Source organism: Candidatus Hydrogenedentota bacterium (assembly GCA_035450225.1).
In the GTDB taxonomy this organism is placed as follows: Bacteria; Hydrogenedentota; Hydrogenedentia; order Hydrogenedentales; family SLHB01; genus DSVR01.
This window is the reverse complement of sequence record DAOTMJ010000050.1, coordinates 1-25052: the sequence shown is the minus strand read 5'-3', so window position 1 is coordinate 25052 and position 25052 is coordinate 1. Positions and strand designations below refer to the sequence as shown.

Here is a 25052-nt window from a genome sequence, read left to right as displayed (position 1 = left end):
GTTTTTCCCCGTGTCCCAGGAGTTCCTCCTGGGCTACGGTCAAACCGTCCCTACGGGACTAACCTGCCCTTCGCGCGACTCCATGCGAGGGGCGTCCTCATCGGTTATGCATAAATTCCATCGGACTAAAATGTCCAAACTTCAGGGACAGGCTGGACAGCCTGTCCCACACACTCGCCCTAATTTCTGCTCCTGTTGGGGCTCCGCATTCAATGCTTCAATAGGATTCTGTAATCCGTTCAACCGGAGAAACAACATTTTTCGGGTAGTTTCAGCCTGTTACAAAGTTCGAGAATTCGGTACTCTCATGTGGACAGCAATGAAGCGTCATATTGAGACCAGAGGCATCCAGCAAATCCCTTTGAGTCGCAAGGCCTGCCGAGTTTGTTCGATTACGATGACGATGATGAGCACGAGCAGGAGGACGCGACGGGGGCCTCTGCAATCGAATATCATTGTCTTCCGCACCATTGGATGCGTCTGCTCTGCGGCATGAACGAATTTTCTTGAACAGGATCCCCTTTCTTTGCGACGATGCAGGGGGAGAAAGGCTACGGAACGCACAACGAAAGAGGAAACGCATGGCCGCACATTTGATTATTACCGATATTGACGGGTGCATCAGCCCCGAGGAATCCATACCGTGGAACCTGGATCTGTTTGTGCGTTTTGCGCGGATTTGCCGCGAGGCCAACGCGGGCACGGGGTCGATCGCGCCGATTACGCTCTGCACGGGCCGTCCGCAGCCGTATGCGGAGGCGCTCGCGAAAATCCTCGGTATTCACGCGCCGATCATCTGTGAAAACGGCGCGGTGCTCTATACGCTGGACGACAACCGTTCACGGTTCGGCCCGGGTGTTACGGAGGAAAAAATCCTCGGGCTCCGGGCTGTGCGCGAATTCATTGACACCGCGTTGCTGCCCGACTATCCCGGCCTCATTTACCAGTTCGGCAAGGAGGCGCAGATTTCGGTCTTTACCGAACACCCGGAGATCTTTCCCGAAATCGAAGCCGCCATTGGGGATTTCATCGCCGATATGGGCCATCCGCCGCTTGTGATTGCGCCGTCGCATTATTATCTCAACATTTCGATGACGGGCGTGGACAAGGGCAGCACGCTCGAAGCGCTGTTCGGCGAATTCGGCGTCACACGCGAAATGGTCGCGGGCATCGGCGACACGGAAGGCGACTTGCCCCTGCGAAACGCCACCGGATTTTTCGCCTGCCCCGCCAATGCGAAACCCGTGCTCAAGGCCGCGGCGGATTACGTGTCGCCCTATCCGGACATCGAAGGCCTGCTGGACATACTGGCCCGGCCTGAAATGAAACGCTTCAGATCTTGAAATCGTCCTTGTGGCGGCTGACGAAACATCGCAGGCGTTTCATGGCGTCCTTTTCAATTTGCCGGATCCGCTCGCGGGTCAGGTTGAATTTCAGGCCCGTTTCTTCAAGGGTATGGGCCTTTCCGTCCATCAGCCCGTAGCGGTAACGGAGGATGTTGGCCTCGCGCGGGGTCAACTGGCCCATGAGTTCCTCCATTTCCTGGTCCATTTCGAACTGCTGGATGGCCTTGTCAATTCGCGGGGGTTCGGATTGTTCGGGAATGCCACGCCCGTCGTCATGGTCCACCGAGTCCATCTTCTCAAGCGGGGCAAGATCTTCGACGAACTCACGCAATTTGCGCGCCTCGTTGATTTTGATGCCCATTTCGACGGCGACCTCTTCGACGGCGGGGTATTTTCCTGTCCGTGTATACAAGTCCTCGGCGGTCTTTTTGTACCTCGCGATGTTGTCCGTGACGTAAACCGGCACTCGGACCGTGCGTCCCTGATTGGAAAGCGAACGGGTGACGGCCTGGCGAATCCACCATGTCGCATAGGTTGAGAATTTACAGCCCCGGTCGGGGTCGTACCGGCTGACGGCTTTCATGAGACCCAGATTGCCCTCCTCGATGAGATCGAGCAAGGGCAGTCCGTAATAGAGGTATTTTTTGGCAATACTGACCACCAGGCGCAAATTGGAAACAATGAGCTTGTGCCGGGCATCGCCGTCGCCCGCCCGTGCGCGGCGCGCAAGACGGATCTCGTCCGTGGTCGAAAGCAGCGGAATTTTGGATATTTCCGCCAAATAGGTGCTCAGCCCGTTCTCGCGCGGCTCCATTGCCATACTGCTACCTTGCCATCATGTATTTCGGCGCAAACGCCTTGTAGCCGAAACGCGCACCGACAACGTCGTTGATCTGTTGTAACGTATCCAAAATTCCATACGCCCGTTCCCGCACGCGGATAATGCGCGGCTTGCCGATAAGGCCCGCTTGTTTCGCCGCGTAGTCTATCGCATCGTCCAAGCCGCCGATTTCGTCCACGAGACCCAATTCGCGGGCTTGGCGCCCGGTAAACACGCGCCCGTCGGCCAATGCGCGAACTTGAACGGGATCGAGGCTTCGGCTCTTGGAAACCACTTCAATGAAATAATCCTGAAAATCGTTCACGACCTGTTGCAAATGTTCACGCTGGCGATCGCTCAACGGCTCGGAAATGGACCCCATGGCCTTGAATTCGCCGCTGGCAATCGTGTCAAATTTCACACCTATCTTATCGAACAACTCCTTGGCCGATGTATACTCCGTCATCACACCGATGCTTCCGGTGAGTGAAGTGCGATCCGCAAAGATCGTATCAGCCGCCAAGCAGACAAAATATCCTCCCGAAGCGGCCGTCGATCCCATGGATGCAATCACGGGCATACCATCGTTTGAAACACGTTCAAGGGCCGTGTAAATTTCCTCGACCACGGAGATGACGCCGCCGGGACTGTCCACGCGCACGACCAATGCCTTGACATCCGGATTGCCCGCCAGTTCCTCGATCCGATCAATAACCATGCGATCGTCATTGATTTCGCCGAATACATCCAACACGGCCACGCCGGGCCCCCAACGCAGCAGGGTTTCCCGCACCGGCAAAAAATAGCCGCCCACGACCACGGCCAGCACGGCCGCCAGACCGGCGCCTGCCGCCGTGGCCAGTAGACATCCGCAACTTCGCCGTTTGCCATCGCCCGCCATCGTACACTCCTCTTTAGAATGTTCCTATTGTAGCCCAGCGCCGGAACACAGTCTACCTTGACCGGAAGAACGCCTGGCGCTTGCCGCGATCAGCCCTGATTGACGAGATCGTCGGGTTCGATCAGCGCAATGCCGTCCTTGCACAAGGCGCATGCACCCGGCGGCCAACTCTCCATGTCAAGCCGGGCAAGCGGCGCGAAGCGACAATCGAAGGTCGCCTCTCCCCCACTCCGGTCAAGCAACACCCCGACCCCCACAACCTCGGCGCCGCGCGCACGCAAATGCGCAATCGTTTTGTGAACGGAACCGCCGGTCGTGATAACGTCTTCGACGACAAGCACGCGGGCGCCGGGCTTGAGGGCAAAGCCCCGCTTGAGCGCCATGCCGCCTTCCCCATCCTTTTCCGTGTACGCGGCGCGCGCGCCAAGCGACCGGGCCGTTTCGTACGCCAGCACGATGCCCCCCGTGGCAGGCCCGACGACCAACTCGACGCCACATGCGCCAAAAGGTTCCGCCAGCGCGCGGCAAAGGCGTTCGGTGAATTCAGGAAATTGCAGGACGCGCGCGGCCTGGAGAAACTGCCGGCCATGGCGTCCGCTCGTGTAGCGAAAATGCCCCTCCAACAGCGCCCCGCACTCCTTGAAAATCGAAAGGACTTCATGGGCATCCATCACGCCAATTCCTCTTGGATAAGCCGGACCGCCTCGGCGGGATTTTCATGCTTGAATATCGGACGGCCGACCACGATAAAGTTGGCCCCGGCTTCGGCGGCTTGCCGCGGCGTCGTGATGCGGAGTTGATCGTCTTTGCCCGTGGACCACGCCGGGCGGATGCCGGGTGTAACAAGAACCGGCTTGAGCCCGACCGCCTCGCGAACGAGCGCCGTTTCCTGTGGCGAACTGACAATGCCGTGCGCGCCGGATTCCACCGACTGTTTCGCAAGCCGCACGACGGCCTCGGAAGTCGTTTCGGGAAGTCCCACCTCGTCACGCAGCATCTCGTCCGAAAGGCTCGTCAGGACGGTTACAGCCAGAATTTTGGTATTCGTGCCCTCGACGGCCTCGCGGGCCGCCTCGATCATCCGGCGCCCGCCCATTGCGTGCAGGGTAAAGAGGGCAACTCCCAAATCGGCGGCGCCCCGGGCCGCTTTGGCGACGGTATTGGGAATGTCGTGAAATTTCAGGTCGAGAAAAACGTTTTTCCCCTTGCCGAGAATTTCCTGCACAATGGCAGGACCACACCGGGTAAACAATTGCGATCCGATTTTGAAGTACTGGCACGTCCCGCAGAGATCAACGGCGTGCAGGGCCTCTTCCCGCGAATCCATGTCCAGCACCGTGATAAGTTCCGTTTGCATGCATGTCCTTTCTTTGCTCTCAATGGGCGTTGCGGATGCAAGGCGTGCCGCCCGTCTTTTCAGCATCCATGGCGTCCCCGGCGTCCGCAACACCCATTTTCTAACAGATGAGGGAACCCGTCAATTCGCGAATATCAGACAAATGGCGTTGTTCGAGATATCGCGCAATGCCTTCGACAATCTCAATGGCCGCAAGCGGATTTCGGAACGACACCGATCCCACCGCCACCGCTGTCGCGCCCGCGACAAAAAATTGCACGGCGTCCGAAGCGTCGCAGATGCCGCCCATCCCAATCACGGGAATTTTTAGCACGCGCGCGGCATCCCATACCATCTTTACCGCGACCGGCCGAATCGCGGGACCACTAAGCCCGCCGACGATATTGGCAAGCCGCGGACGCCGGGTATCCGGATCGATAGCCATGCCCATCAGGGTGTTGATGAGCGAAACGGCGTCGGCGCCCGACTCCTGCGCGGCAAGGGCCGGTTCGCAAATGTCGGCCACATTCGGCGTCAACTTGATGAACAACGGGAGCGTCGTTGCGGAACGGATTGCGCGGGTGTACAACGCGACCTTGTCCGGATCCTGCGCGACCAGCGCGGCCCCTTTCCGGTTGCGCGCATCGTGCACGTTCGGACACGACAAGTTCGCCTCGATGGCCTCGGCGGCGTTTTCGGCCTGGATGCGGCGCGCCAGTTCGGCGTATTCCTCCGGCGAATGGCCGTAGATATTGGCAATAATCGTTGCGTGACAGTTGCGCAGATACGGAACCTTGTCCGCGATAAAGGCATCAATTCCGACATTTTGCAGTCCGATGGCGTTGAGAAGACCGGCGGGGGTTTCGACAAGCCGCGGCGGCTTGTTACCGGCCCGCGGCTTCAGGCTGATGCTCTTCACCGTGACCGCGCCCAGTTTCGACAAATCGTAGTACCGGCCGTATTCCTGCCCATAGCCGAACGTGCCCGATGCGACCGTCACCGGATTCGCCATCCGGAGACCGCCGACGTTCACCTCAAGATTCACCGCCATGAATCCTCCCCTCACCGGTCATAGGCCAAATCGTGCGCGTCCCAATCAATGACCGTCGTATCGAAGACGGGTCCGTCCGCGCAAACACGCAGCATTTTTTCACCTTCCGATTCCTGCCGGGAGTCGACGACGCAGCCGAGACAGGCCCCGTCGCCGCAGGCCATCTGGGCTTCGAGGGACACTTGGCAGTCCGCGCCGGCCTGCATCGCAACCTGCGAAACGGCCTTCATCATGGGCATCGGCCCGCAGGCATACACGCGGGTATTGACATCCGGCGCCAACCGATCGAGAAGTTCATGCGCCAACGCGCGCACGCCGGCGGAACCATCATCGGTCGCCACGTGGACCGTGCAACCAATCTGCCGGAGATCCGCCTCGCACAGGAGCATGTCGCGCGTGCGCGCCGCCAGAATGGCCTCCGGCGCTTTTCCGCATCCACGAACCAGGGCCTCGGCCAGCGCCGGAAACGGCGCCACACCGATGCCGCCGGCAACCAGAATATGCCGCGCGAAACGCGTTTCGATGGGAAATGGTTTGCCCAAGGGCCCCTGCACGCCCACAGTTTGGCCCACCATGCGCCGCGCAAGCAGGCGCGTCCCCTCCCCCTCAACCTTGAACAGAAACGCGACTCCATCCGAAAAGATGCGCTCGAAACTCATGGGACGCCGCAGGAATGGGTAAATACCTTCGGCCACTTGCAACATCGCGAACTGTCCTGCCCGCGCCTCGCCCGCAATGGCGGGCGAACGCACGGCCATGCGAAAGTGGCCCGGCGCCACTTCCTGATGCATTACGATGGGGCATTGTTCGACGTGCGGCATGCTACCTCCGATCCAGCGCCAGTTGATTGCGCAAGAGATCCAGGCTCACGCGCACGCGTTCGGCCAACACCTCGCCGACGCCCTCGACCGAATCCAGTTCATCTTTGGGCGCACGCAATATCTCTTTCAGGGAACCAAATCGTTCCACAAGATTCTCGATGATCTGCGGCGGGAGGCGGTGAGTCGTCGCAAGCACCCGATAGCCCCGCGGCGAAAGATACGTGTCCACGGATCGCGGAGTCGGCCCATACCCCAGCGACTGGCTGATCGATCCCAGGTTCAGCAATTCCTGCTGCGTCATTTCCGCGATTTTCGCCCGGACTTGATCGCATGTGGCGCCGGTCCGTTCCCGGTAATAGTCTTTGACCACCAATTCCGCCTGTTCCACCGGCAGCATCAATTCACGGACCTGCAACGCAATCAGCCGGCCTTCCGTGCCCAGTTCCAGGATATAAGGCTCCACTTCACGGGCAATGCGCAACACCATTTCGTACCGCTGAATCGCGCCGCACACATCGAAGATGGTCACCATGTCCTGAAACTCGCGAATGGTGAGTTCCTGCAGCGTTTCCTTGAGAACGTTTATATATTTTTCGAGCGTCTGGATAACTTGCCCGGCCTTGTTCAAAAGGGTCGGGATGCTGTCCATGATGTGTTTCATGTTGTGGACGTATAACGTGACACTGGCCCGCCGTTCCGATACGGCGACGGACATACACTTCGCCTGGCGCGCGATGCGCTCCGCAGCGCGATGCCTCGATCCGGTCTCGTTCGACACAATGGAGGTGTCCGGCTTCAGGAAGCGGTTCGCGTACACGATGCGACCGGCGTCTTCCGTAAGAATGATGGCCCCGTCCATTTTGGACAGTTCATACAAAAGTTGCGGCGTGCAGGGGGCATCCACCTTGACGCCGCCTTCGGACAAGTCGCCCAGCCGTTGCGGATCGCCGAAACAGAGCAGGGCGCCGGTCCGGCTTTGCAGGATGGCCGAAATGGCTTCCCGGACGCGCGTCCCGGGCGAAATCAGCAAAATGGCCTCGCGCAACACGTCCTCGTGCGTTTTGCGTTTACGCCTCGTGTCCATGACCGGTCTCCCACATCCATTCGATGGCTTGGCGAACATTTCCGATGGGAACCGCGGTATACCCGTTCGATTCGATGTCTGCCGCGCATCCCTTGGGTATCATACAGGTTGTGAATCCAAACTTCGAGGCTTCCGCCACTCGTTGGCGGGCCATGTCCACCGCGCGCACCTCCCCGGCAAGGCCGATTTCACCAAACGCCACCAACGTGGGAGGCGCCGGCGCTTCGCGTAAACTGGACGCCAGCGCCAGCGCTGCTGCAAGGTCGGCCGCCGGTTCGTCGAGGCGCACGCCGCCCGCCACATTCACAAACACGTCTTTATCCGCAAAATGCAGCCCCACCCGCTTTTCCAACACGGCCAGAATCAGCGCCAGCCGGTTCGGATTCAATCCGGTCACCGTCCGGCGGGGCGATCCGAAGACGGTCGGGCATACCAACGCCTGCACTTCGACCAACAACGGGCGCGTCCCTTCGATGCCCGGCAGCACCATTGACCCACTGACACCCTTGGGACGTTCACCCAGAAAGAGGGCGCTCGGATTGGCCACATCGCAAAGCCCCGCTTCGGTCATCTCGAACACCCCGATTTCATTGGTCGAACCGAACCGATTTTTAACGGCGCGCAAAATTCGCAGGGCCTGACGCCCTTCCCCCTCGAAATACAATACCGTGTCCACCAGGTGTTCCAGCAACCGGGGACCGGCAATGGCGCCTTCTTTCGTGACATGGCCGACGAGAAAAATGGGGATGTTCCGCCCCTTGGCCACGCGCAGAAATTCGTTCGCACATTCACGGACCTGTCCGGCGCTTCCCGGCGCCGAGGGCAATTGCGACGAATAGACCGATTGGATTGAATCAATTACGACAAAAACGTAATCCCCGCTTTCGATATGGCGGCGAATCACGTCCACGGCCGTTTCCGTCAACAAGAAAATATTTTCATGGAGCGCGTTCAGGCGTCCGGCGCGCAGCCTCGTCTGATCGAACGATTCCTCGCCCGAAACATACAACACCCGGCCGGCGGTTCGGGCAAGATGCCGGGAAATCTGAAGCATCAGCGTGGATTTTCCAATTCCGGGATCCCCCCCGACCAAAGTCAACGATCCCTCCACGACGCCCCCGCCCAGAACGCGATCGCATTCGGGGTCGCCTGTCGTTCGGCGCGGGGGCACTTCCAGCGCCCGATCGGTTAGGGCCATCGGTTCCGCGCCCGAAGCAAACGCAGCCCTAAGATGCGGACCGGTCTCGACGACCGATTCCTCGACCAGCGTGTTCCAATCGCCACAGTCCGCGCAACGCCCCGCCCAGCGGGGCGACACAGCGCCGCATTGCTGGCAAATATAGGCCGTTTTTACTTTTGTCATTTTCACCATTCCGGGCGGTCCAACGCCGGTTGAATGCTACCTTAGCGGCCCCCTCATTTCAAGCCCTCATAAGTGGCAGTCATTCCTAAAGATGGAAAGGGTGCGCCCAGTCGGAAACGTCCGAGGAGATTGAACCGGGACCGCATGTTATGTTAGAATTTGCTCCGTTCATCGCGAAGCGCGTTACCGTGAAGTGGGTCCGAACCCACTTTTTTTGTTGCATGGAGGGTAATGTATTCGGAACAAGGCGACACGATAAGACGCACATGGGAGACATTGGAGTCTCCGCTGGGCACAATGGGTTATGAACTCATCGAAGTGGAATACGGGCGCGAAAATGCCTCGTGGGTGCTTCGCCTGTTCATAGACAAGCCCGGCGGCGTCACGCTGGATGACTGTCAATCGGCCTCGCGTGCGGCCGGCATGTTGCTGGATGCCGCAGATTTCATTGACGGGCAGTACATGTTGGAAATGTCATCGCCGGGTTTTGATCGTCCCCTGCGGAAACCCGGGGATTTCGAGCGCTTCGCGGGCGAGCGAGTCCGCATCGTGGCGAGAACGCCCGTAGCGGGCCGCAGGCAATTCAAAGGCATCCTGCGCGGCGTGCAGGATGGTTTGGTGTCGGTTGATTGTGGTGGCGTCGTATGTACGATACATTTGGAGAACATAAAAAAGGCCCGGTTGGACCGATAAAGGGCCTGGATTCGAGGAATTCGACGTGGACGCGAATCTCAAAGTGATTCTGCAGCAACTGGAAGCGGAAAAAAACATTGACCGGGCGACGCTGATCGAAGCGATCAGGAGCGCCATCGAGACCTCTGCCCGCAAAGGTTTCGTGCATCCGGCCAATGTAACCGTCGAGGTGGATCCGCAGACGTTGGCGTTCAAAGTGTTCGAGATCCGCGAAGTGGTGGAAAAGGTCACCGATCCCGCGCAGCAAATCGCCTTGGCAGATGCCTTGGAACTCAATTCGGACGTGGTAATCGGCAACCGGCTGAAAGTGCCCACCGAGCCCAAGGATTTTGGCCGCATCGCCGCCCAGACCGCCAAGCAAGTGATCATCCAGCGCATCAAGGATGCCGAACGCGAAAACGTATTCGTCGAATTCAAGCAGCGCCGGGGCGAACTGATTACCGGCATTGTAAAACGGATAAGCCATGGTAACATTTTCGTTTCGATTGGCAAGGCGGAGGCGATTCTCCCCTATCGGGAGCAATCCCCCCGCGAAAACTACAAACCCGGCGACCGCATCCGCGCCTATGTGACGGAGGTCGAAAAGGGCGCCCGGGGCGCGGCAATCGTTCTTTCGCGCACTTCCCCTGAATTGGTGCGTGCGCTCTTCGAATTGGAAGTGCCCGAAATTTACGACGGCACCATCGTGATCAAGGCCATCGCGCGGGAAGCGGGAAGCCGCACCAAGGTGGCCGTGCAATCCAAAGATCCCAACGTGGATGCCGTCGGCGCCTGTGTGGGCATGAAGGGTTCGCGGGTGCGCGCCGTGGTGGAGGAATTGGCGGGCGAAAAAATTGACATCGTGCGTTGGAGCGATAATCCTGTCGAATTATGCACCAATGCGCTCAATCCGGCGGATATCCTCAATATTGTGGTGGATGAGGAAAGCCGGGGCATTCTCGTGGTGGTTCCCCATGACCAACTCTCGTTGGCCATCGGCAAGAAGGGACAAAACGCCCGGCTGGCCTCCCGGTTGATCGGATGGAACATAGACATCCGCAGCGATCAAGAGGGTGCGGCCGACTCCGGCGATCCCGCCGGGGATGCACCGGAAAACACGGAAGGTTCCCAGGAGGCCTGATTGCGATTGGAAACAACGCCAGGCGGTCCTTGGATGTGGCGGAGGTAGAAGTTAATGCAGAAAATAGCCAGTCTGGCAAAAAGGCTGGACATGACCGCCGAGGAAGCCCTCGAAACGCTGCGGTACATGCTGTTTGATGTCGAAGACATCGAATCCGAAATCTCCGATGAAGCGTGCGATCTCCTCATTGAAGTCGAGGAGGACCCCGCGGTCAAGGACCGCGTGCGGGAGGAAAAACTCAAAGAGCGCGCCAAAGCCGCCGAATCCGCCCGAAAGGCCGAGGCACGGCGAAAAAGCGCGGAAAAACGCAAAGCGGCCCAGGCCAAGAAACAGGCCGAGGAAGAAGCCCGGCTCAGAGCCGAAGAAGAAGCCCAACGCGAAGCGGAAAAAGCCTCCGAGCAGCCGCCCGCGCCTGTCGAAACAACCGAGCCGGCACCCGAACCCACTCCGATTGAAGCGCCGGTGGCGCCTGTCGAAACCGAACCGGCGCCCGCGCCCAAGAAGACCGTCAAAAAGCCTGTCGCGGAGATCATGCCCGAAGAGAAACCCAAGGCCCCCACGATCGTCATCGGCAGCGCCATAGAACACGATTCCCATGTCGTGGAAGTCGTCCGGGCCGACGGCACGCGCGTGGAAGGCCCGGATGTGGTTGTCATTGAACCGGAACAAAAGCCGCCAATCGTTGTTCTGGAGGAAGAAGAAGAAACAGGTCTGTTGGCCGAAGCCCAGCGGCGCCAAGAAGAGGATGAACGTCGTCGGGCCAAGTCCAGCGATCGCCCCCTGCCCAAACCCGACCCGGCCGTCGTGGCCGAGGTTATCCGCAAGGCCGCGGAGCGTCAGAAGGGCAAATCGGAATCGCGCGCCGAAAAGCAGACCAAGTCGCAAAAACAGGACAAGGCCCAAAAGCATGATCGCAAGTTCGTCGAGGATGGCGGCGAACGCCGGAGTTCCGCCACCGGAAAGACTGCCCGTAAACGCCAGAAGAAGGCCGAACGGGCCCGCACGGAGGAAATGCGGCGGCGCGAGGCCGCATCGGCCTTGCGCGAATACCAGGCTGCGGGCACGTTGGGCGTAATCAAAAAACGGCATAAAAAACGCACCCAGACCGAGGCGGCCCCCGGCGCCGAACACGAAGCCGAGGAGCAACTGGTGCTCGAAGTCGAAGACAATATGACGGTCGAGCGCATGGCCGATTCCATGGGGATGAGCGTCAACGACCTGATCCTGGACCTCATGGATCTCAACATCCTGGCCAACAAGAATCAGGTGCTTTCGTTCGACACCATGCGAACGCTGGCCGAGCGCCACGGATTTGAAATCGAGGCCGTGATACCGGAAGAAACCGCTGTGCTCGAAGAAGAACCGGATGCACCGGAAGACCTGGTCAGACGGGCGCCGGTCGTAACCGTGATGGGCCATGTGGATCACGGCAAGACGACACTGCTCGATGCGGTCCGGTCGGCGAATGTGGCGGAGAGCGAAGCCGGCGGAATCACGCAGCATATCGCCGCCTACGACGTACCCATCAAGGAGGGCCGCGTGGTCTTCCTCGACACGCCGGGCCATGAGGCATTTACACACATGCGCGCGCGAGGCGCCAAAATCACCGACGTGGTCGTGCTGGTCGTGGCGGCGGACGACGGCGTCATGCCGCAGACCATCGAGGCGATTGATCATGCCAAAGCCGCGGAAGTGCCCATCGTGGTCGCCATCAACAAATGCGACAAACCCGACGCCCAGCCGGACCGCATCCGCCAAGAATTGACCCATTACGGCCTGCTCGACCAGCAATGGGGCGGGAAAACCGTCATGCACAACATTTCCGCCAAGTCCAAGCAGGGCGTGGACGAACTGATGGAACTCCTTTGGCTGGAGGCGGAATTGCTGGAACTCAAGGCCAATCCCAACAAGCGCGCCCGCGGCGCCGTCATCGAGTCCGAAATTACCCGCGGCATGGGGCCCGTGGCATGGGTTTTGGTGCAAAACGGCACATTGCGCGTCGGGGATGTGTTTCTGGCCGGCGAAAGTTATGGGCGTGTTCGGACGCTGATCAATGCGCGCGGCGAGCACATTCAGGAGGCCGGGCCGTCCTCGCCGGTCGTGGTAACCGGATTCAACGCGCCACCGGAAGCGGGCACCTCCTTCGTGGTGGTCAAGGAGGAGCGCATCGCGCGGGCCATCGCGGAAAAACGCGCCGAACTGAGCAAGCAAAAACAAGGCGCCGTCGTGCGGCACATCACGCTGGAAGATTTCCATGAGCGGATGATGGCCGGAGAGAAAAAGCAGTTGAATATCGTTCTGAAGGCCGATGTCCAAGGTTCCGTGGACGTGCTTCAGGACAGCCTGGCCAAACTCGGAAATGACAACGTCCAAATCGCCTTTGTCCATGCCGGCGTGGGCGGAATCAACGAGTCCGATGTCATGCTGGCCAGCGCGAGCGATGCGGTCATCATCGGGTTCCACGTCACCGCCGGCGCCAAGGTTAAAAAGATCGCCGAACAGGAAGGCGTGGACATCCGCACCTATCGCGTTATCTACGAGGCCACGGCAGACGTGCATGCCGCATTGGAAGGCATGCTCGCGCCCGAAATGCGAGAAACCATCGCGGGACACGCCGAAATTCGCGAAGTGTTCCGCAGTTCCGCGCTGGGCAACATCGCCGGCTGCTACGTGACGGACGGCGAAGTGTTCCGCGCGGCGCCGGCCCGGTTGCTGCGCGACAACGTGGTCGTTTACGAAGGCAAATTGCAATCGTTGCGCCGGCAAAAAGACGATGTCCGCGTGGTCGCCACGGGTCTCGAATGCGGCATCAAGCTGGAAAACTTCGACGATATCAAAGTCGGCGACGTCATTGAGGTTTTTCGTGTGGAATCCGTCGCCCAGGTGCTGGCCTAGCGCCCCCGGCGCTTCGGCGAGGACGCCCCCATGACGATTGGCGTCTTGCAGATGGACTTTCTGGTGCCCGGATCGCGATCGCTCAAGGACAAGCGCCGCGTTGTCAAGGGCCTCAAGGATTCGTTGCGCGCCCGATTCAACTGTTCCGTCGCCGAAACCGAATACCAGGATCTCTGGCAACGCGCGCGCCTTGTGGCCTGCGTCGTTTCGGCGGATAGCCGATTCGCCAATGAACAACTGAACGAAATTGCCCGGTTCGCCGCGAATAAATCCGGCGCGGAAATGGTTGATTATCAAATCGAGATGTTATGAAACAGAAGAACCAAGAGCCAATAGCCGGCCATCAGGAAAAGATTGCAGAGGGCGGATTTGAGAATCTCGGATCCCCGATCTCGAATCGTGCCACCGGAAGCCTGTCCTCCGCGATCTTCGGCCTTTCTCCAGGGAGTTGCCAAGATGCGCGCTAAAGGACGCCCGCAGCGTGTCGGCGAAATGGTCCGCGAGGAAATCGCGCGGCTATTGATAGACGGTGTGAAAGATCCCCGTATCGGCTTCGTGTCGGTCATGTCCGCGCGCATGTCGCCGGATTTGAAATACGCAAACGTCTACGTCAGCCTCTTTGGTTCGGAAAGCGAGCGGAAAAGTTCCTTTGCGGGACTTCGCAACGCCGCCAGTTGGTTGCGCGGCGAAGTCACCCGAAACCTTGGATTGCGTTTTGCGCCGGAAATCCGCTTCTTCCCCGACGACAGTCTTGACCGGGTGTTTCACCTGGAGGAAGTCTTTAAGGAAATCCACGAGGCAGAAGCCCGGCTACATCCGGCTGATCCGACTGAACTGACCGATCCGGCCGATCGGTCGGATACCGCGCACGCCGAGGAACCTCCCCATGCCGATGACTGATCTCGCCGTTATCGCCGCCCGTTTTCGCGGTCATGCTTCCTTCCTGATTGCCACCCACACGAATCCGGACGGTGACGCCATCGGCAGCATGCTTGGCACGATGCACTTGCTTCGCGCCCTCGGCAAGACGGATATCGTATGCGTGAACGACGATCCCGTGCCGCGCGTTTACGCGTGGCTGCCCGGCGCACCGGACATCCGGCCGAGCGATACCCGGATGCCCGGATTCGCCCCCGATGCGGTCATCCTGGTGGACGCGGGCAAGAAGGATCGTGCGGGACGCGCCGCCGAATGGTTCCCGTCCGGTGTTCCCTTATACGTCCTGGATCACCATCTCGAGGATCGCCCCGACGGGGATTTCCACTTCATTGATCCCACCTGCAGCGCCACGGGCGAACTGATCTGCGATCTGTTTCGGACCGCCAATCTTCCCATCAACAAGCCGGCCGCCGAATGTCTGTACGCGGCCATCGCGACCGACACCGGCGGATTCCGTTTTTCCAACACCACGCCGCGCACGCACCGCATCGCGGCGATGCTGCTGGAGGCCGGCATTGCCGCCGCGGACATTTCGTCGCGCGTATTCGATTCCATCTCGAAGGGAAAAATCGAACTGCTCCGGCGCGCCCTGGACCGCATGCAGATGGAAGCGGGCGGGCGCGTCGCGCACACCTTCATCACGACCCGCGACATGGATGAGGCGCACGCCAAGATCGAGGACCTCGATGGCATCATCAATTTCGCGCGAAACATCGAAGGTGTTGAAGTGGGCATATTGTTCCGCGAAACGGCGCCGGACACGACCAAAGTCAGCATGCGATCCAGCGACGCCTTCAATTCCGCCTCTTTCCTTGCCCCCTATGGAGGAGGCGGACACAAGGCGGCTGCGGGCGGAACCCTCAAGGGCACGCTGGACGCCATTCGCGCGGAGATCGTGAAAAAAACGATCGCATTGTTGGGAGAATCCGAATGAACGGCCTTTTATTGGTGGACAAGCCTTCCGGCATCACGTCGCACGATGTGGTGGATTGCATCCGGCACGCTGCCGGCATGCGGCGCATCGGCCATACCGGCACGCTCGATCCCGCCGCAACAGGCCTGCTGGTATTGTGCCTGGGGACCGCGACGCGGCTTTCGGAACACCTGACCAGTCTCGACAAGGTATATGAGGGCGCCATGCGCCTCGGCATCGAAACCGATTCGTACGACATGGATGGAAAAATCGTGGCGGAACGGGAAGTGCCCGAATTCACCCTGGACGTGTTGCAGGATGCCTGCAACCGGTTTGTGGGCGAGATTCTTCAAGTGCCGCCGATGGTCAGCGCCGTCAAAGTCGGCGGTGAACGGCTGTACAAGCGCGCACGACAGGGCGAAACGGTCGAACGCGAACCGCGCCGCGTGACGGTGCGCGAATTCGCCGTTCTCCGCTATACGCCACCCGATGTGTTCATCCGCGTGTGCTGCACGCGTGGAACCTATGTGCGAAGCCTTTGTCACGATGCGGGCAAACTGCTCGGATGCGGCGCAACGCTTGCCTCGCTGCGCCGGACCCGTGTCGGCCACCATTCGGTCGAGGAAGCATTGCCCATGGCGTCGTTCACGAATCGCGAAACCGTGGCGTCACGCCTGTTGCCCATGGACTCGGCCCTCGATCTGCCCATCGTAACCGTGCGCCCCACCGGACGTTCACTGGCGGCCACCGGCGGACTGCTGGGTCCTGCCGATCTGATGGAGCCGCCACCTGAAAAAGAAGGCTGGGTACAGATCAAATTGGCGTCTGGACGTCTGATCGCGCTCGGACATGCCCAGCAAACCCCCGCGGGCATGCGCATTCATGCCAAGCGTGTTTTGGTTGACTAGGAAAAACTTGGGGACTCAAGGACATAATAAAACCGCCGGCCCCAAAGGCCATCGTTTGCCGTACCCTTGTTGTTTTTTTCCTCCTTTTCCCCTTTTTCCCCAAAGACTCAACGACCCATGCGAATCGTAGAAGACATATCCACGTTCAAAGAAACGTTCCCGTATCTCGTACTGACGATCGGCAGTTTTGACGGTGTCCACAAGGGACACCGCCGCGTTTTGGCGGAAGTCGTTTCCCGGGCGCGCACACAAAACGGAACAGCCGCCGTATTGACCGTTTGCCCGCATCCACGCGAATTCTTCTCCCCCACTCATGCGCCGAATCTACTCACGAACAACCGAAAAAAATATGAATTGTTGGCCGAAGCGGGAATAGATGTGGTCTTTGTCCTGCATTTCGACGAGACACTGGCCTCCATGGACCGCGAGGTCTTTGTCGCCCGTATCATCCACGGGCTTTGCCGTGCGCGCGAAGTCATTGTGGGCCACGATTTTGCTTTTGGCCGCGACGCGACGGGGAATTACGCCTATCTCGCGGAGACAGGCCCGGCGTACGGCTTCACGACCTGTGAAATTCCGCCGCTGATGATTGACGGCGAACGCGTGAGCAGCACAGCCATCCGCGAGCGCGTGCTCGAAGGCGATCTGGACGAGGCCGAAGCCCTGCTGGGGCGAAAGTATTCGGTCACGGGCGAGGTCGTAACGGGCCGCGGTATTGGCCGGACGCTCGGTTTTCCGACAGCCAACGTCAAACCCCTGCATACGGCCATCCCGGCGCAGGGGGTTTATGCAGCCGAAGTACTTGTGGACGGGCGGCGCCATCCGGCCGCCGTAAATGTCGGCGTGGCGCCGACCATCCGACAAGACGAAACCGTCATTGAGGCTTTTTTGCTGAATTTCGAGGGCGATCTGCACGGAAAACCGATCGAAATCGTATTTCACAAGCGCATCCGCCCCGAAAAGAAATTCGCGTCCCACGACGAATTGATCGCGGCCATTCAACGGGACGTCCAAACCATTGACGCCTTTTTCCGGTCCAATCACCAGACACAACCCCAAAATGAGGGAACCTGACGGCATCCAATGGGTTATAGTACCTGATCCGCCTTGTGCGGCCGAATGGAAGGTGAAGTGAGCAATCTGGCGATAAAGGCCCTGATCATTGGCAGTCGTATCCTCCCGGACGATGGGGGAACATACGTCCGCGTTGCGTGGCACGGCATGGTTGTCGTGCTATCGGCGTTGATCTTGACAGCCTGTTCCACGACCCGCTATCGCGAAGCCGCCGACCGCGAAACATATCGGGTCATCCAATCGAAAAGCGTATCGGTTCCAGGCATGGATCCCGTCTTTACAATCGAGGAATCACCCATGTCTCCGCTGGATAATCTTCCCCTTGCAGGGGATCCGCCGGAATTTCTCGGCGAGGCGGCGGAATCCGAAAAAGGCGCCCGCGTCGTTTCACTGGAAAAGGCCCTTGAACTGGCCGTCCAACACAATCGCTCCTACCAGGCTCAGAAGGAATCCGTATATCTCATTGCACTGGGACTTACGCTCGACCGCCATCGCTACACGCCCATTTTTTCCGCGTCCGGCGGAACAGATTATTCACACACCACCCGAAATGAGACTAAATCGTCAGATCCGGCGCTCAAGCAGGCCTTCCACGATGCGCCGGACATGATGGAACGCATCAGCCAAATGACGGGAACGCCGGCCCATCTGCTTACGTCATACGCCGCCTTGGTTGCCCAGGCGCCGGATATTGCGGGGCTGAAGGCCGGTTCGACGGCCGTGGCCGGCGAGGACAGTGTGTCGGCGCGGGGACAGGCGGGCGTGGATCTTCTCCTGAAAGGCGGCGGGCGCATCGCCGTGGATATCACCACGAATTTTCTCCGATTTCTGACGGGCGATTCTCGACTGAGCGCCACCTCGGCGCTGGCCGGCTCGATTACCCAGCCGCTCTTGCGCGGCGCGGGACGCAAAATCGCCGCGGAAAGCCTGACGCAGGCCGAACGCGATCTCCTGTACGCCTTGCGTGATTTTACCCGCTATCGCCAGCAATTTTCGGTGGAAATCTGCTCCGATTACTACGGGGTCCTTCAAGATCGCGATGCCGCGAAGAACAACTGGCAAAGTTACCAGAGTTTCAAGAAGAACGCCGAACGCGAGCATGCGCTCGAAGCCGAAGGCAAACGAAAACAGTCCGACGTGCGCCGCCTCGATCAAGCACAGCTCAGCAACGAAAACAGTTGGGTTTCATCAATCCGGCGCTACCGGCAGCGCCTGGATTCGTTCAAGATCAAGATGGGGCTTTCGGCCGATGCCCCCATAATACTCGACGACCACGAATTGGACAGTCTGAGGGAAACCGGCATCATCCATCCCGGCATTACGCCCGAAGACGCCGCCAAGGTGGCGGCCGCCAGCCGGCTCGATCTCTATACGCAACGGGATCGGCTCGAGGATGCCGGACGAAAAGTAAAGATCGCCCAAAACGCATTCCTGCCGAAACTCGATGCGCGGTTCGACATTACGCTGCCCGGCCAGCCCGGCACGCACCCACAGCATTTCGACCCGGAGAGAACGCGCTGGAATGCCGGATTGGACATCGATCCGATCCTCGACCGGAAATCAGAACGCAACAACTACCGCGCCGCTCTCATCAGCCTCGAACGCGCCCGGCGAAATCTCGAACTGGCGGAAGACACGGTTACGCTTGAGGTGCGCGACTCGTGGCGCAATCTCGATCAGGCCAAACGGGCCTACGAAATCGCCTGCAAGTCCGTTGAATTGAATCAGAAGCGCGTCGAGGAACAGGAATTGCTCTCGGAGCTGGGCCGCGCCACGGCCCAGAATCGCGTGGATGCCCAGAACGACCTGACCGCCGCGGAAAACAACCGGACCGCCGCGCTGGTCGCACACACCGTGGCGCGCCTGCAATTCTGGCGCGACATGGGCATCCTGTTCATCAAGGAAAATGGACAATGGGAGGAAGTCACCGATGTCCCCAAACCCTGACGCCGTTCTCCCCACACGCCGGAAACGCTGGCTGCGCTGGGCGATCGTTGTTTGCGTAGTGGCCGCCGCAGGATATGCGCTGTTTCCCCGTCGCGCCGCCGTCGTGTCTTCGGGAACGACGGCCCTCGTCAAGCGGGGTCCCCTGGCCATCACCGTCGTCGAGGGCGGCAGCATCGCGGCGCTTGAATCCCAGGACATCAAATGCGAGGTCCAGGGCCAAACCAAGATCCTCAGTATCGTCGAAGAAGGCTATTATGTCACGCAGGAAGACGTGGATAACGGCAAAATCCTGGTCGAGTTTGATTCAAAGGAATTAATGGATAAGCAAACCGCGAAGGAACTCGACTTTCAGAATGCGGCCTCGGCCCTGGCGGGCGCCGTGGCGGATTACGAAATTCAGATCAACCAGAACCGCAGCGATCTGGCCGCGGCCGAACTGGCGGTGAAATTCGCCCGCATGGATTTCGAGAAATACGTCGGCGCGCAGATTGCCACCGAAATTCTTTCGCGCTACGGATTGCTGGAACACGAGAAGAAAATCGAGGAGGGGAAAAAACTGGCCCTCGACGTGGCGTTCATCGAAAATCTCGATTTGACCTTGCTTGGAAAGAACGGGGCGAACGGAGCGAACGGGGCGGAAAACGTGTCCGAAACGCCGGCCGGCGAAACGGCAGGATCGGAACCGGCCCCCGCGCCCGCCAATGAGACGGCCGGATCGGAACCGGCCCCCGCGCCCGTCGCGGCAGAAACATCAACAACCACACATTTCCGCACACCGGATGAGATAGACATTCCCATGCCGGACGTGGATTTCTCGGTCTATGCGGATCCCGACAAACTCGGCGACGGCGCGGCGCAGCAGAAACTGCGAACGCTGCAAGACGCCGTGCTCATGAACAAGAAAGAACTCAGCCTGTCGCAAACCCAACTGGAAGGAACCGAGCGCCTCGCCCAACGGGAATTCGTCACCAAAAACGACCTCGACACCGAACGCCTCAAAGTCGAACGCAACGAAGTCAGCCTCAAATCCGCCGAGGTCAGCCTCGAACTTTACATCAAATACGAATTCCCCAAGGAAACCCAGAAAGCCCTGTCGGATTACGTCGAGGCCTTGCGGAAATATCAACGTGCGCTCAAACTGGCCATTTCCAAACTGGCCCAAGCCAATGCGCGACGAAAATCCGCCGAGGCCACCTACACATTGCAAACCAAAAAACGCAACGAAATTCAGGAACAGATTGCCAAGTGCAAGGTACGGGCTGAACGCATGGGGCTGGTCGTCTACGGCGGCGACGAAAACAACTGGCGCGGCGACGACCGCATTCAGGAAGGTTCCATCGTCCGCGAGCGTCAACAAATCATCACCATCCCGGACATGAACCAGATGGGCGTCAAGGTCAAGATCCATGAGGGATATATCAAGAGCATTCAGAAGGGACAAAAGGCGCGGATTCGGGTGGACGCCTATCCCGGCGAAGAACTGGAAGGCGAGGTCGTCAAAGTCGGCATTCTGCCCGACGCGCAAAATCGGTGGATGAATCCCGATCTCAAAGTGTACGAGGTCCGCGTAAGCATCCCCGGGCGGCGCGAATGGCTACGGCCTGGACTGAGCGCGCAGGTGGAAATCCTGGTCAAGGAAATTCCCAATGTCCTGTACGTTCCCATTCAGGCTGTAACCCCCATAGACGGCGAGCGGTTCTGTTACGTGGTCGGATTGGCCACGCAAGAGAAACGGAAGGTCGAGGTCGGAGAATTCAACAATGAGTTCATCGAAATCAAAAAGGGGCTGAACGAGGGCGAAAAGGTCTTGTTGCGCGCCCCAATCGAACCACAAACCATCGATCGGGATGCGGCCACAGGCAAAGAGAAAAAGGAATCCGGAAAGGAAAGAAAACGCAAGCGGCCCGAAGAACCCGTTTCCCCTCAAGAGGAAACAGATCCGGCCCGCAAGAAGTCCCCGGAAACGTCAGGCAAGGCCGATCCGCCGCTCCCCTCTCCCTCAGCCGCCAAATCGTCCGGAATGTCGAAAAAAGAGAAACCGGCCTGATGGAAACACCGGCCTCCACAGCATCCCAGCCGGTTGTGCGGCTGGAAAACGTGTACAAGACCTACCTGATGGGCGCCGTAACCGTTCAAGCCCTGCGCGGTATCACGCTCGATTTCGCGGAGGGCGAATATGTCAGCATCATGGGACCGTCAGGGTGCGGCAAGTCCACCCTGCTCAATCTGCTCGGATGCCTGGATCGCCCCACGGCCGGGCGCTACCTGCTGGGCAGCGCCGACGTCTCGCAGTTGGACGACGACAACCTTTCCGAAATCCGCTGTCGCCGGCTCGGCTTCATTTTCCAGTCGTACAACCTGATCCCGCAACTTTCCGTCATCGAGAATATTTCCGTTCCACTGTATTACCAGGGCCGTCCCGAACGGGAAAGTTTGGCAATCGCGAGGGAATTGGCGGCGCGCGTCGGTCTTTCCACTCGCCTTGATCACAAGCCCTTCGAACTGTCCGGCGGACAGCAGCAGCGTGTGGCCATCGCGCGGGCCCTGGCCAACGATCCCCTGATCATTCTTGCAGACGAACCCACCGGGAACCTCGACTCGGCCTCGGGCCGCGAGATCCTGGAAGTGTTCGACGATCTGCACAACCAGGGCAAGACGATCATCATGGTCACCCATGACGATGCGATTGCCCATCGCACGACGCGGCTGGTCCGGCTGCGCGACGGATATGTGGAAGATGACATCCGGAATTGACAAGGCGTTTCTCGTTCCGGCCGGCGGTCTGCTGCTGCGCCTGTCGCATCTTCAGCGCATCGTGCGTCTCGGCTTTCGCAGCCTGTGGTTGCATCGCCTCCGCTCGCTCCTGACCGTGCTCGGCATCGTGTTCGGCGTTTGCTCGGTCATCGCGATGCTCGCGGTCGGCGAAGGCGCCAGTCACGAGGCCCAGGAACAGATTCGACGCCTCGGCAGCAACAACATCATCGTGCGCAGCCTCAAGCCGCCCGAAGAGCAGAAAACCTCCACCAACCGCAGTTACGTCGCCGAGTACGGCCTTACCTACGACGACATTTCCTGCATCCGCGCCACCATCCCCGGCGTTACGGTCATCATGCCCGGCCGCATCATGCGATCCTACGTCTACCGGCTCGGGCGCCGCGTGGACGCGGACGTGGTCGGCACCGTTTCATGGTATCCCGAAATGCACGATCACCGCGTCGCGCAGGGGCGCTTCTTCACCCAGGAGGAATTCGACGCGTCCCGGAACGTCTGCGTAATCGGTTCCCGAATGGCCGAAGTCCTGTTTCCCATTGATGTCCCGATGGGACATACCGTTCGCGTCGGCAGCGACTATTACCGCATTATCGGCGTCATGCAGCCCGAAACCAAAGCCGCCGAAGGGGCTGCGGCCGACATGTCCTCCGCCGAGGCCTCCTCGCAGGCGATGGCCATCGATCGCATGTTCATCCCCCTGACCACGGCCAAGACATGGTTCGGCGAGGTTCTCATCAAGCGGCGCAGCGGCAGTTTCGAGGCGGAATCCGTCGAACTGCACGAGGCGACCATCCGCGTGGACCGGCAGGACGACGTGCTGGAAACGGCGGCCATCATTTCCGACATTCTGGCGCGGCTGCACAAAAAGAAGGACTACGAACTCATCGTGCCGTTGCGCCTGCTGCAGCAAGCCGAACGGACCAAGCAGATTTTCAACATCGTGCTCGGCTCGATCGCCGCCATATCCCTGCTGGTCGGCGGCATCGGCATCATGAACATCATGCTCGCCAGCGTCACCGAGCGCACGCGCGAAATCGGCATCCGCCGAGCCCTCGGGGCCAAACGGCGCGATATCGTCGTGCAGTTCCTGATTGAAACCGTCATTCTGAGCGGCGCCGGCGGCGCCATCGGCGTCGCGCTCGGCGTCTCTATCCCCTTCGCCATCGCCTACTTCGCCGACATGGTCACCATCGTCACCTTCTGGTCGCCCCTGATCGCTTTCTCCATATCGGCCCTCGTCGGCGTTGTTTTTGGTATCTACCCCGCCTTCCGCGCCGCCAATATGGATCCCGTCGAGGCCCTCCGGCACGAATAGAATCCCCGATTGTGCTACAATGCATCTGCCCGAAACAACGGCAGGGAAATCGTGAATGAGCGGGAATATATGCGAACAATCAACGAAAAGATCTGTTCTGCCCGTTTCGCCTTGGGCAGGCGTTTGTGCGATTGTTCTCTTGGCGACAGGACTACGGCTTTATGGTATTACCAGGGAAAGTCCTTGGCTTGACGAGATCATAACTCTTCAATATCTCGACGCATCGAACCCAATCCAATATCTCCGTGAAGTCCATACACGAAATCCGGCTTTTCCGCCTGTATATTTCCTGATGGAATATTTCTGGGCGCGGCTGTTCACTAATCCCATCGTTCCGTTGCGTCTGCTTTCATTGTTCACGGGGATTGTCGGGATATTAGCCGTTTACATGCTTGCTGCCCGTTTGTTCACGCATCGGGCCGGCCTTATTTCCGCTCTCTGCATCGCCATGAATAGTCTTCACACGTATTATTCGGTTGAAATACGCGGATATATGTTGGTTTTTGCCTTTGCGGCAATATCCGGCTATTCGTTTGTCATGGCCGTGGAAACTGGACGTCGCGCGTATTGGGCCTTGAATCTTTCGATGAATCTGCTTATGGCATGGACTCATATTTTCTCCGTGCTTTTCTTCATTTCACAGGGTCTTGTGCTATTGTTTCGACGGCAAAGGCACGGTATGGGGATAATGTATTGGTTTGCGGCAAACGGATGTTTTGCGTTATCAGCCTTGTTATGGATCAAATTGCATGACAACGGCACGATCTTGTCCGGAGTTTCCTGGATCACCAAACCCTCAATTTTCAATCTTGAAAATCACAGCATCTTCGGATTTTTCATGCTTTGCGCGGGAAGACGATGCCTTGACTCTCTTGATTCATCCCAAATGTATATTGTCCATCTCATGCCAATCATGGACACTTTGCTGGCCGTCATCTTCTTGGCAATTATGCTTCCTGCGGGAATTTTCGCCTTACAACGGATCCATTTCCCAAATGATTCCCCCATGGTAATGAGCCCGAAAGAAAAGACGATTTTTCTCATTGCCTGGCTCATGGCCCCCCCCTTTTTTCTTTATATTCTTTCATGCCTCTGGGTTCCCTGTTTTGTATCCCGGTATATGCTTTATTCGCTGGTTCCGTTCTGCATACTCATAAGTGTGGGGATAACGGCCCTGCCTGTGAGATGGACGAGAAAGACCATTGTAACGACGATAATGGTTCTTCTCGGATTCCAGACCATTCCTCTCCTTGCCGTACCGCAAAGACCCGATTGGAAAGCAGCTGCTGCCGTAGTGCGCCAATCCTTCAAACCGTCCTTGCCTCTGTTGACTGCCAACGAATTGGACAAAGTTTCGCTTCATTACTTTATGGAACCATTTCGTCGGATCAAAGCGGCCGAATCGCCCCCCGATGCGGCGAGTGCCGCTTTGGTATTGTTGAAGCGGCATACCGGCGTCGTGGTCGTGCTGCAGGAAGCCGCTCGCAGGAAAATATGCGCCGCATTCGAGGAGAAATTAACTGGGCTCCCTGTTTCTTTTTCCGTCACGACTATCAGGGGCGCCCGCCCCATCCACATCTACCATCTTGTCCGACAACCCAACAAGCCGGTTTCTGGCCAAATAATCCAGACAAGCACGGAAGATCTTATGGCTCGCTTTGAAAACACGAGGCATTCCAAGTAACCGGTGTAAAATTTCTTGCCCCCGATCCCCGGCTAAGAAAAATCCCGTTGGCGGGATCTTGTTGGCTTCA

At 58.9% G+C, this 25052-nt stretch carries 22 protein-coding genes; 14 read left to right on the top strand and 8 right to left on the bottom strand.

What is annotated here, in order from left to right:
• Positions 1-581: 581 nt before the first annotated feature.
• A complete protein-coding gene (locus P5540_17635; protein HRT66644.1) occupies positions 582-1343 on the top strand; it encodes an HAD hydrolase family protein in 762 nt (253 codons plus the stop codon).
• On the opposite strand, the gene P5540_17630 is transcribed toward P5540_17635, so the two are convergent.
• From P5540_17630 to radA, 8 genes are all read right to left on the bottom strand, one after another.
• A complete protein-coding gene (locus tag P5540_17630; protein ID HRT66643.1) occupies positions 1333-2166 on the bottom strand; it encodes an RNA polymerase sigma factor RpoD/SigA in 834 nt (277 codons plus the stop codon). The genes P5540_17635 and P5540_17630 overlap by 11 nt on opposite strands.
• 4 nt (positions 2167-2170) lie before the next feature.
• On the bottom strand, positions 2171-3067 hold the full coding sequence (gene sppA, locus P5540_17625; protein HRT66642.1) for a signal peptide peptidase SppA: 897 nt from the start codon (positions 3065-3067) through the stop codon (positions 2171-2173).
• A gap of 89 nt (positions 3068-3156) precedes the next feature.
• Positions 3157-3738, bottom strand: coding sequence for an orotate phosphoribosyltransferase (gene pyrE / locus P5540_17620; GenBank protein ID HRT66641.1), 582 nt, complete (start codon positions 3736-3738; stop codon positions 3157-3159).
• Positions 3738-4424: an orotidine-5'-phosphate decarboxylase gene (gene pyrF / locus P5540_17615; protein ID HRT66640.1), complete on the bottom strand. Its 687-nt coding sequence runs from the start codon at positions 4422-4424 to the stop codon at positions 3738-3740. The genes pyrE and pyrF overlap by 1 nt, the downstream gene beginning before the upstream one ends.
• A gap of 100 nt (positions 4425-4524) precedes the next feature.
• Positions 4525-5454 carry a dihydroorotate dehydrogenase gene (locus tag P5540_17610; GenBank protein HRT66639.1) on the bottom strand — a complete coding sequence of 310 codons (930 nt, stop codon included), beginning with the start codon at positions 5452-5454 and terminating at the stop codon, positions 4525-4527.
• Between the two features lie 11 nt (positions 5455-5465).
• Positions 5466-6275: a dihydroorotate dehydrogenase electron transfer subunit gene (locus P5540_17605; GenBank protein HRT66638.1), complete on the bottom strand. Its 810-nt coding sequence runs from the start codon at positions 6273-6275 to the stop codon at positions 5466-5468.
• Position 6276: 1 nt separating this feature from the next.
• Positions 6277-7359 (bottom strand): DNA integrity scanning diadenylate cyclase DisA, encoded by a 1083-nt coding sequence (disA, locus tag P5540_17600; GenBank protein HRT66637.1) that lies wholly within the window; start codon positions 7357-7359, stop codon positions 6277-6279.
• Positions 7343-8722: a DNA repair protein RadA gene (gene radA / locus P5540_17595; GenBank protein ID HRT66636.1), complete on the bottom strand. Its 1380-nt coding sequence runs from the start codon at positions 8720-8722 to the stop codon at positions 7343-7345. The genes disA and radA overlap by 17 nt, the downstream gene beginning before the upstream one ends.
• Before the next feature lie 231 nt (positions 8723-8953).
• Between radA and rimP the strand changes: the two genes are divergently transcribed.
• The 13 genes from rimP (at position 8954) to P5540_17530 (ending at position 24982) form a co-directional block, all read left to right on the top strand.
• On the top strand, positions 8954-9415 hold the full coding sequence (rimP, locus tag P5540_17590) for a ribosome maturation factor RimP (protein ID HRT66635.1): 462 nt from the start codon (positions 8954-8956) through the stop codon (positions 9413-9415).
• 25 nt (positions 9416-9440) lie between these two features.
• Positions 9441-10535, top strand: coding sequence for a transcription termination factor NusA (gene nusA, locus P5540_17585; GenBank protein HRT66634.1), 1095 nt, complete (start codon positions 9441-9443; stop codon positions 10533-10535).
• A gap of 54 nt (positions 10536-10589) precedes the next feature.
• On the top strand, positions 10590-13430 hold the full coding sequence (infB, locus tag P5540_17580; protein ID HRT66633.1) for a translation initiation factor IF-2: 2841 nt from the start codon (positions 10590-10592) through the stop codon (positions 13428-13430).
• 30 nt (positions 13431-13460) lie between these two features.
• The gene (locus tag P5540_17575) at positions 13461-13742 is read left to right on the top strand and encodes a DUF503 domain-containing protein (GenBank protein ID HRT66632.1); all 282 of its coding nucleotides are present in this window, start codon (positions 13461-13463) and stop codon (positions 13740-13742) included.
• Between the two features lie 144 nt (positions 13743-13886).
• Complete coding sequence (rbfA, locus tag P5540_17570) at positions 13887-14330, top strand: 30S ribosome-binding factor RbfA (protein HRT66631.1); 444 nt, start codon at positions 13887-13889, stop codon at positions 14328-14330.
• Positions 14317-15303: a bifunctional oligoribonuclease/PAP phosphatase NrnA gene (locus tag P5540_17565; GenBank protein HRT66630.1), complete on the top strand. Its 987-nt coding sequence runs from the start codon at positions 14317-14319 to the stop codon at positions 15301-15303. The genes rbfA and P5540_17565 overlap by 14 nt, the downstream gene beginning before the upstream one ends.
• Complete coding sequence (truB, locus tag P5540_17560) at positions 15300-16190, top strand: tRNA pseudouridine(55) synthase TruB (protein ID HRT66629.1); 891 nt, start codon at positions 15300-15302, stop codon at positions 16188-16190. Before P5540_17565 ends, truB begins: the two co-directional genes overlap by 4 nt.
• Before the next feature lie 117 nt (positions 16191-16307).
• A complete protein-coding gene (locus tag P5540_17555; protein ID HRT66628.1) occupies positions 16308-17264 on the top strand; it encodes a bifunctional riboflavin kinase/FAD synthetase in 957 nt (318 codons plus the stop codon).
• A gap of 57 nt (positions 17265-17321) precedes the next feature.
• Positions 17322-19211, top strand: coding sequence for a TolC family protein (locus tag P5540_17550; protein HRT66627.1), 1890 nt, complete (start codon positions 17322-17324; stop codon positions 19209-19211).
• Positions 19195-21258, top strand: coding sequence for an HlyD family efflux transporter periplasmic adaptor subunit (locus tag P5540_17545; GenBank protein HRT66626.1), 2064 nt, complete (start codon positions 19195-19197; stop codon positions 21256-21258). Before P5540_17550 ends, P5540_17545 begins: the two co-directional genes overlap by 17 nt.
• Positions 21258-21965: an ABC transporter ATP-binding protein gene (locus P5540_17540; protein HRT66625.1), complete on the top strand. Its 708-nt coding sequence runs from the start codon at positions 21258-21260 to the stop codon at positions 21963-21965. Before P5540_17545 ends, P5540_17540 begins: the two co-directional genes overlap by 1 nt.
• Positions 21949-23298, top strand: coding sequence for an ABC transporter permease (locus P5540_17535; protein ID HRT66624.1), 1350 nt, complete (start codon positions 21949-21951; stop codon positions 23296-23298). Before P5540_17540 ends, P5540_17535 begins: the two co-directional genes overlap by 17 nt.
• A 55-nt stretch (positions 23299-23353) precedes the next feature.
• Positions 23354-24982: a glycosyltransferase family 39 protein gene (locus P5540_17530; protein ID HRT66623.1), complete on the top strand. Its 1629-nt coding sequence runs from the start codon at positions 23354-23356 to the stop codon at positions 24980-24982.
• The last annotated feature ends 70 nt before the right edge of the window (positions 24983-25052 follow it).

Coding starts and splice junctions, on each gene's coding strand:
- P5540_17635 (HRT66644.1), top strand. CDS start 582: ATGGCCGCACATTTGATTATTACCGATATTGACGGGTGCATCAGCCCC.
- P5540_17630 (HRT66643.1), bottom strand. CDS start 2,166: ATGGCAATGGAGCCGCGCGAGAACGGGCTGAGCACCTATTTGGCGGAA.
- sppA (HRT66642.1), bottom strand. CDS start 3,067: ATGGCGGGCGATGGCAAACGGCGAAGTTGCGGATGTCTACTGGCCACG.
- pyrE (HRT66641.1), bottom strand. CDS start 3,738: ATGGATGCCCATGAAGTCCTTTCGATTTTCAAGGAGTGCGGGGCGCTG.
- pyrF (HRT66640.1), bottom strand. CDS start 4,424: ATGCAAACGGAACTTATCACGGTGCTGGACATGGATTCGCGGGAAGAG.
- P5540_17610 (HRT66639.1), bottom strand. CDS start 5,454: ATGGCGGTGAATCTTGAGGTGAACGTCGGCGGTCTCCGGATGGCGAAT.
- P5540_17605 (HRT66638.1), bottom strand. CDS start 6,275: ATGCCGCACGTCGAACAATGCCCCATCGTAATGCATCAGGAAGTGGCG.
- disA (HRT66637.1), bottom strand. CDS start 7,359: ATGGACACGAGGCGTAAACGCAAAACGCACGAGGACGTGTTGCGCGAG.
- radA (HRT66636.1), bottom strand. CDS start 8,722: ATGACAAAAGTAAAAACGGCCTATATTTGCCAGCAATGCGGCGCTGTG.
- rimP (HRT66635.1), top strand. CDS start 8,954: ATGTATTCGGAACAAGGCGACACGATAAGACGCACATGGGAGACATTG.
- infB (HRT66633.1), top strand. CDS start 10,590: ATGCAGAAAATAGCCAGTCTGGCAAAAAGGCTGGACATGACCGCCGAG.
- P5540_17575 (HRT66632.1), top strand. CDS start 13,461: ATGACGATTGGCGTCTTGCAGATGGACTTTCTGGTGCCCGGATCGCGA.
- rbfA (HRT66631.1), top strand. CDS start 13,887: ATGCGCGCTAAAGGACGCCCGCAGCGTGTCGGCGAAATGGTCCGCGAG.
- P5540_17565 (HRT66630.1), top strand. CDS start 14,317: ATGCCGATGACTGATCTCGCCGTTATCGCCGCCCGTTTTCGCGGTCAT.
- truB (HRT66629.1), top strand. CDS start 15,300: ATGAACGGCCTTTTATTGGTGGACAAGCCTTCCGGCATCACGTCGCAC.
- P5540_17555 (HRT66628.1), top strand. CDS start 16,308: ATGCGAATCGTAGAAGACATATCCACGTTCAAAGAAACGTTCCCGTAT.
- P5540_17545 (HRT66626.1), top strand. CDS start 19,195: ATGTCCCCAAACCCTGACGCCGTTCTCCCCACACGCCGGAAACGCTGG.
- P5540_17540 (HRT66625.1), top strand. CDS start 21,258: ATGGAAACACCGGCCTCCACAGCATCCCAGCCGGTTGTGCGGCTGGAA.
- P5540_17535 (HRT66624.1), top strand. CDS start 21,949: ATGACATCCGGAATTGACAAGGCGTTTCTCGTTCCGGCCGGCGGTCTG.
- P5540_17530 (HRT66623.1), top strand. CDS start 23,354: ATGAGCGGGAATATATGCGAACAATCAACGAAAAGATCTGTTCTGCCC.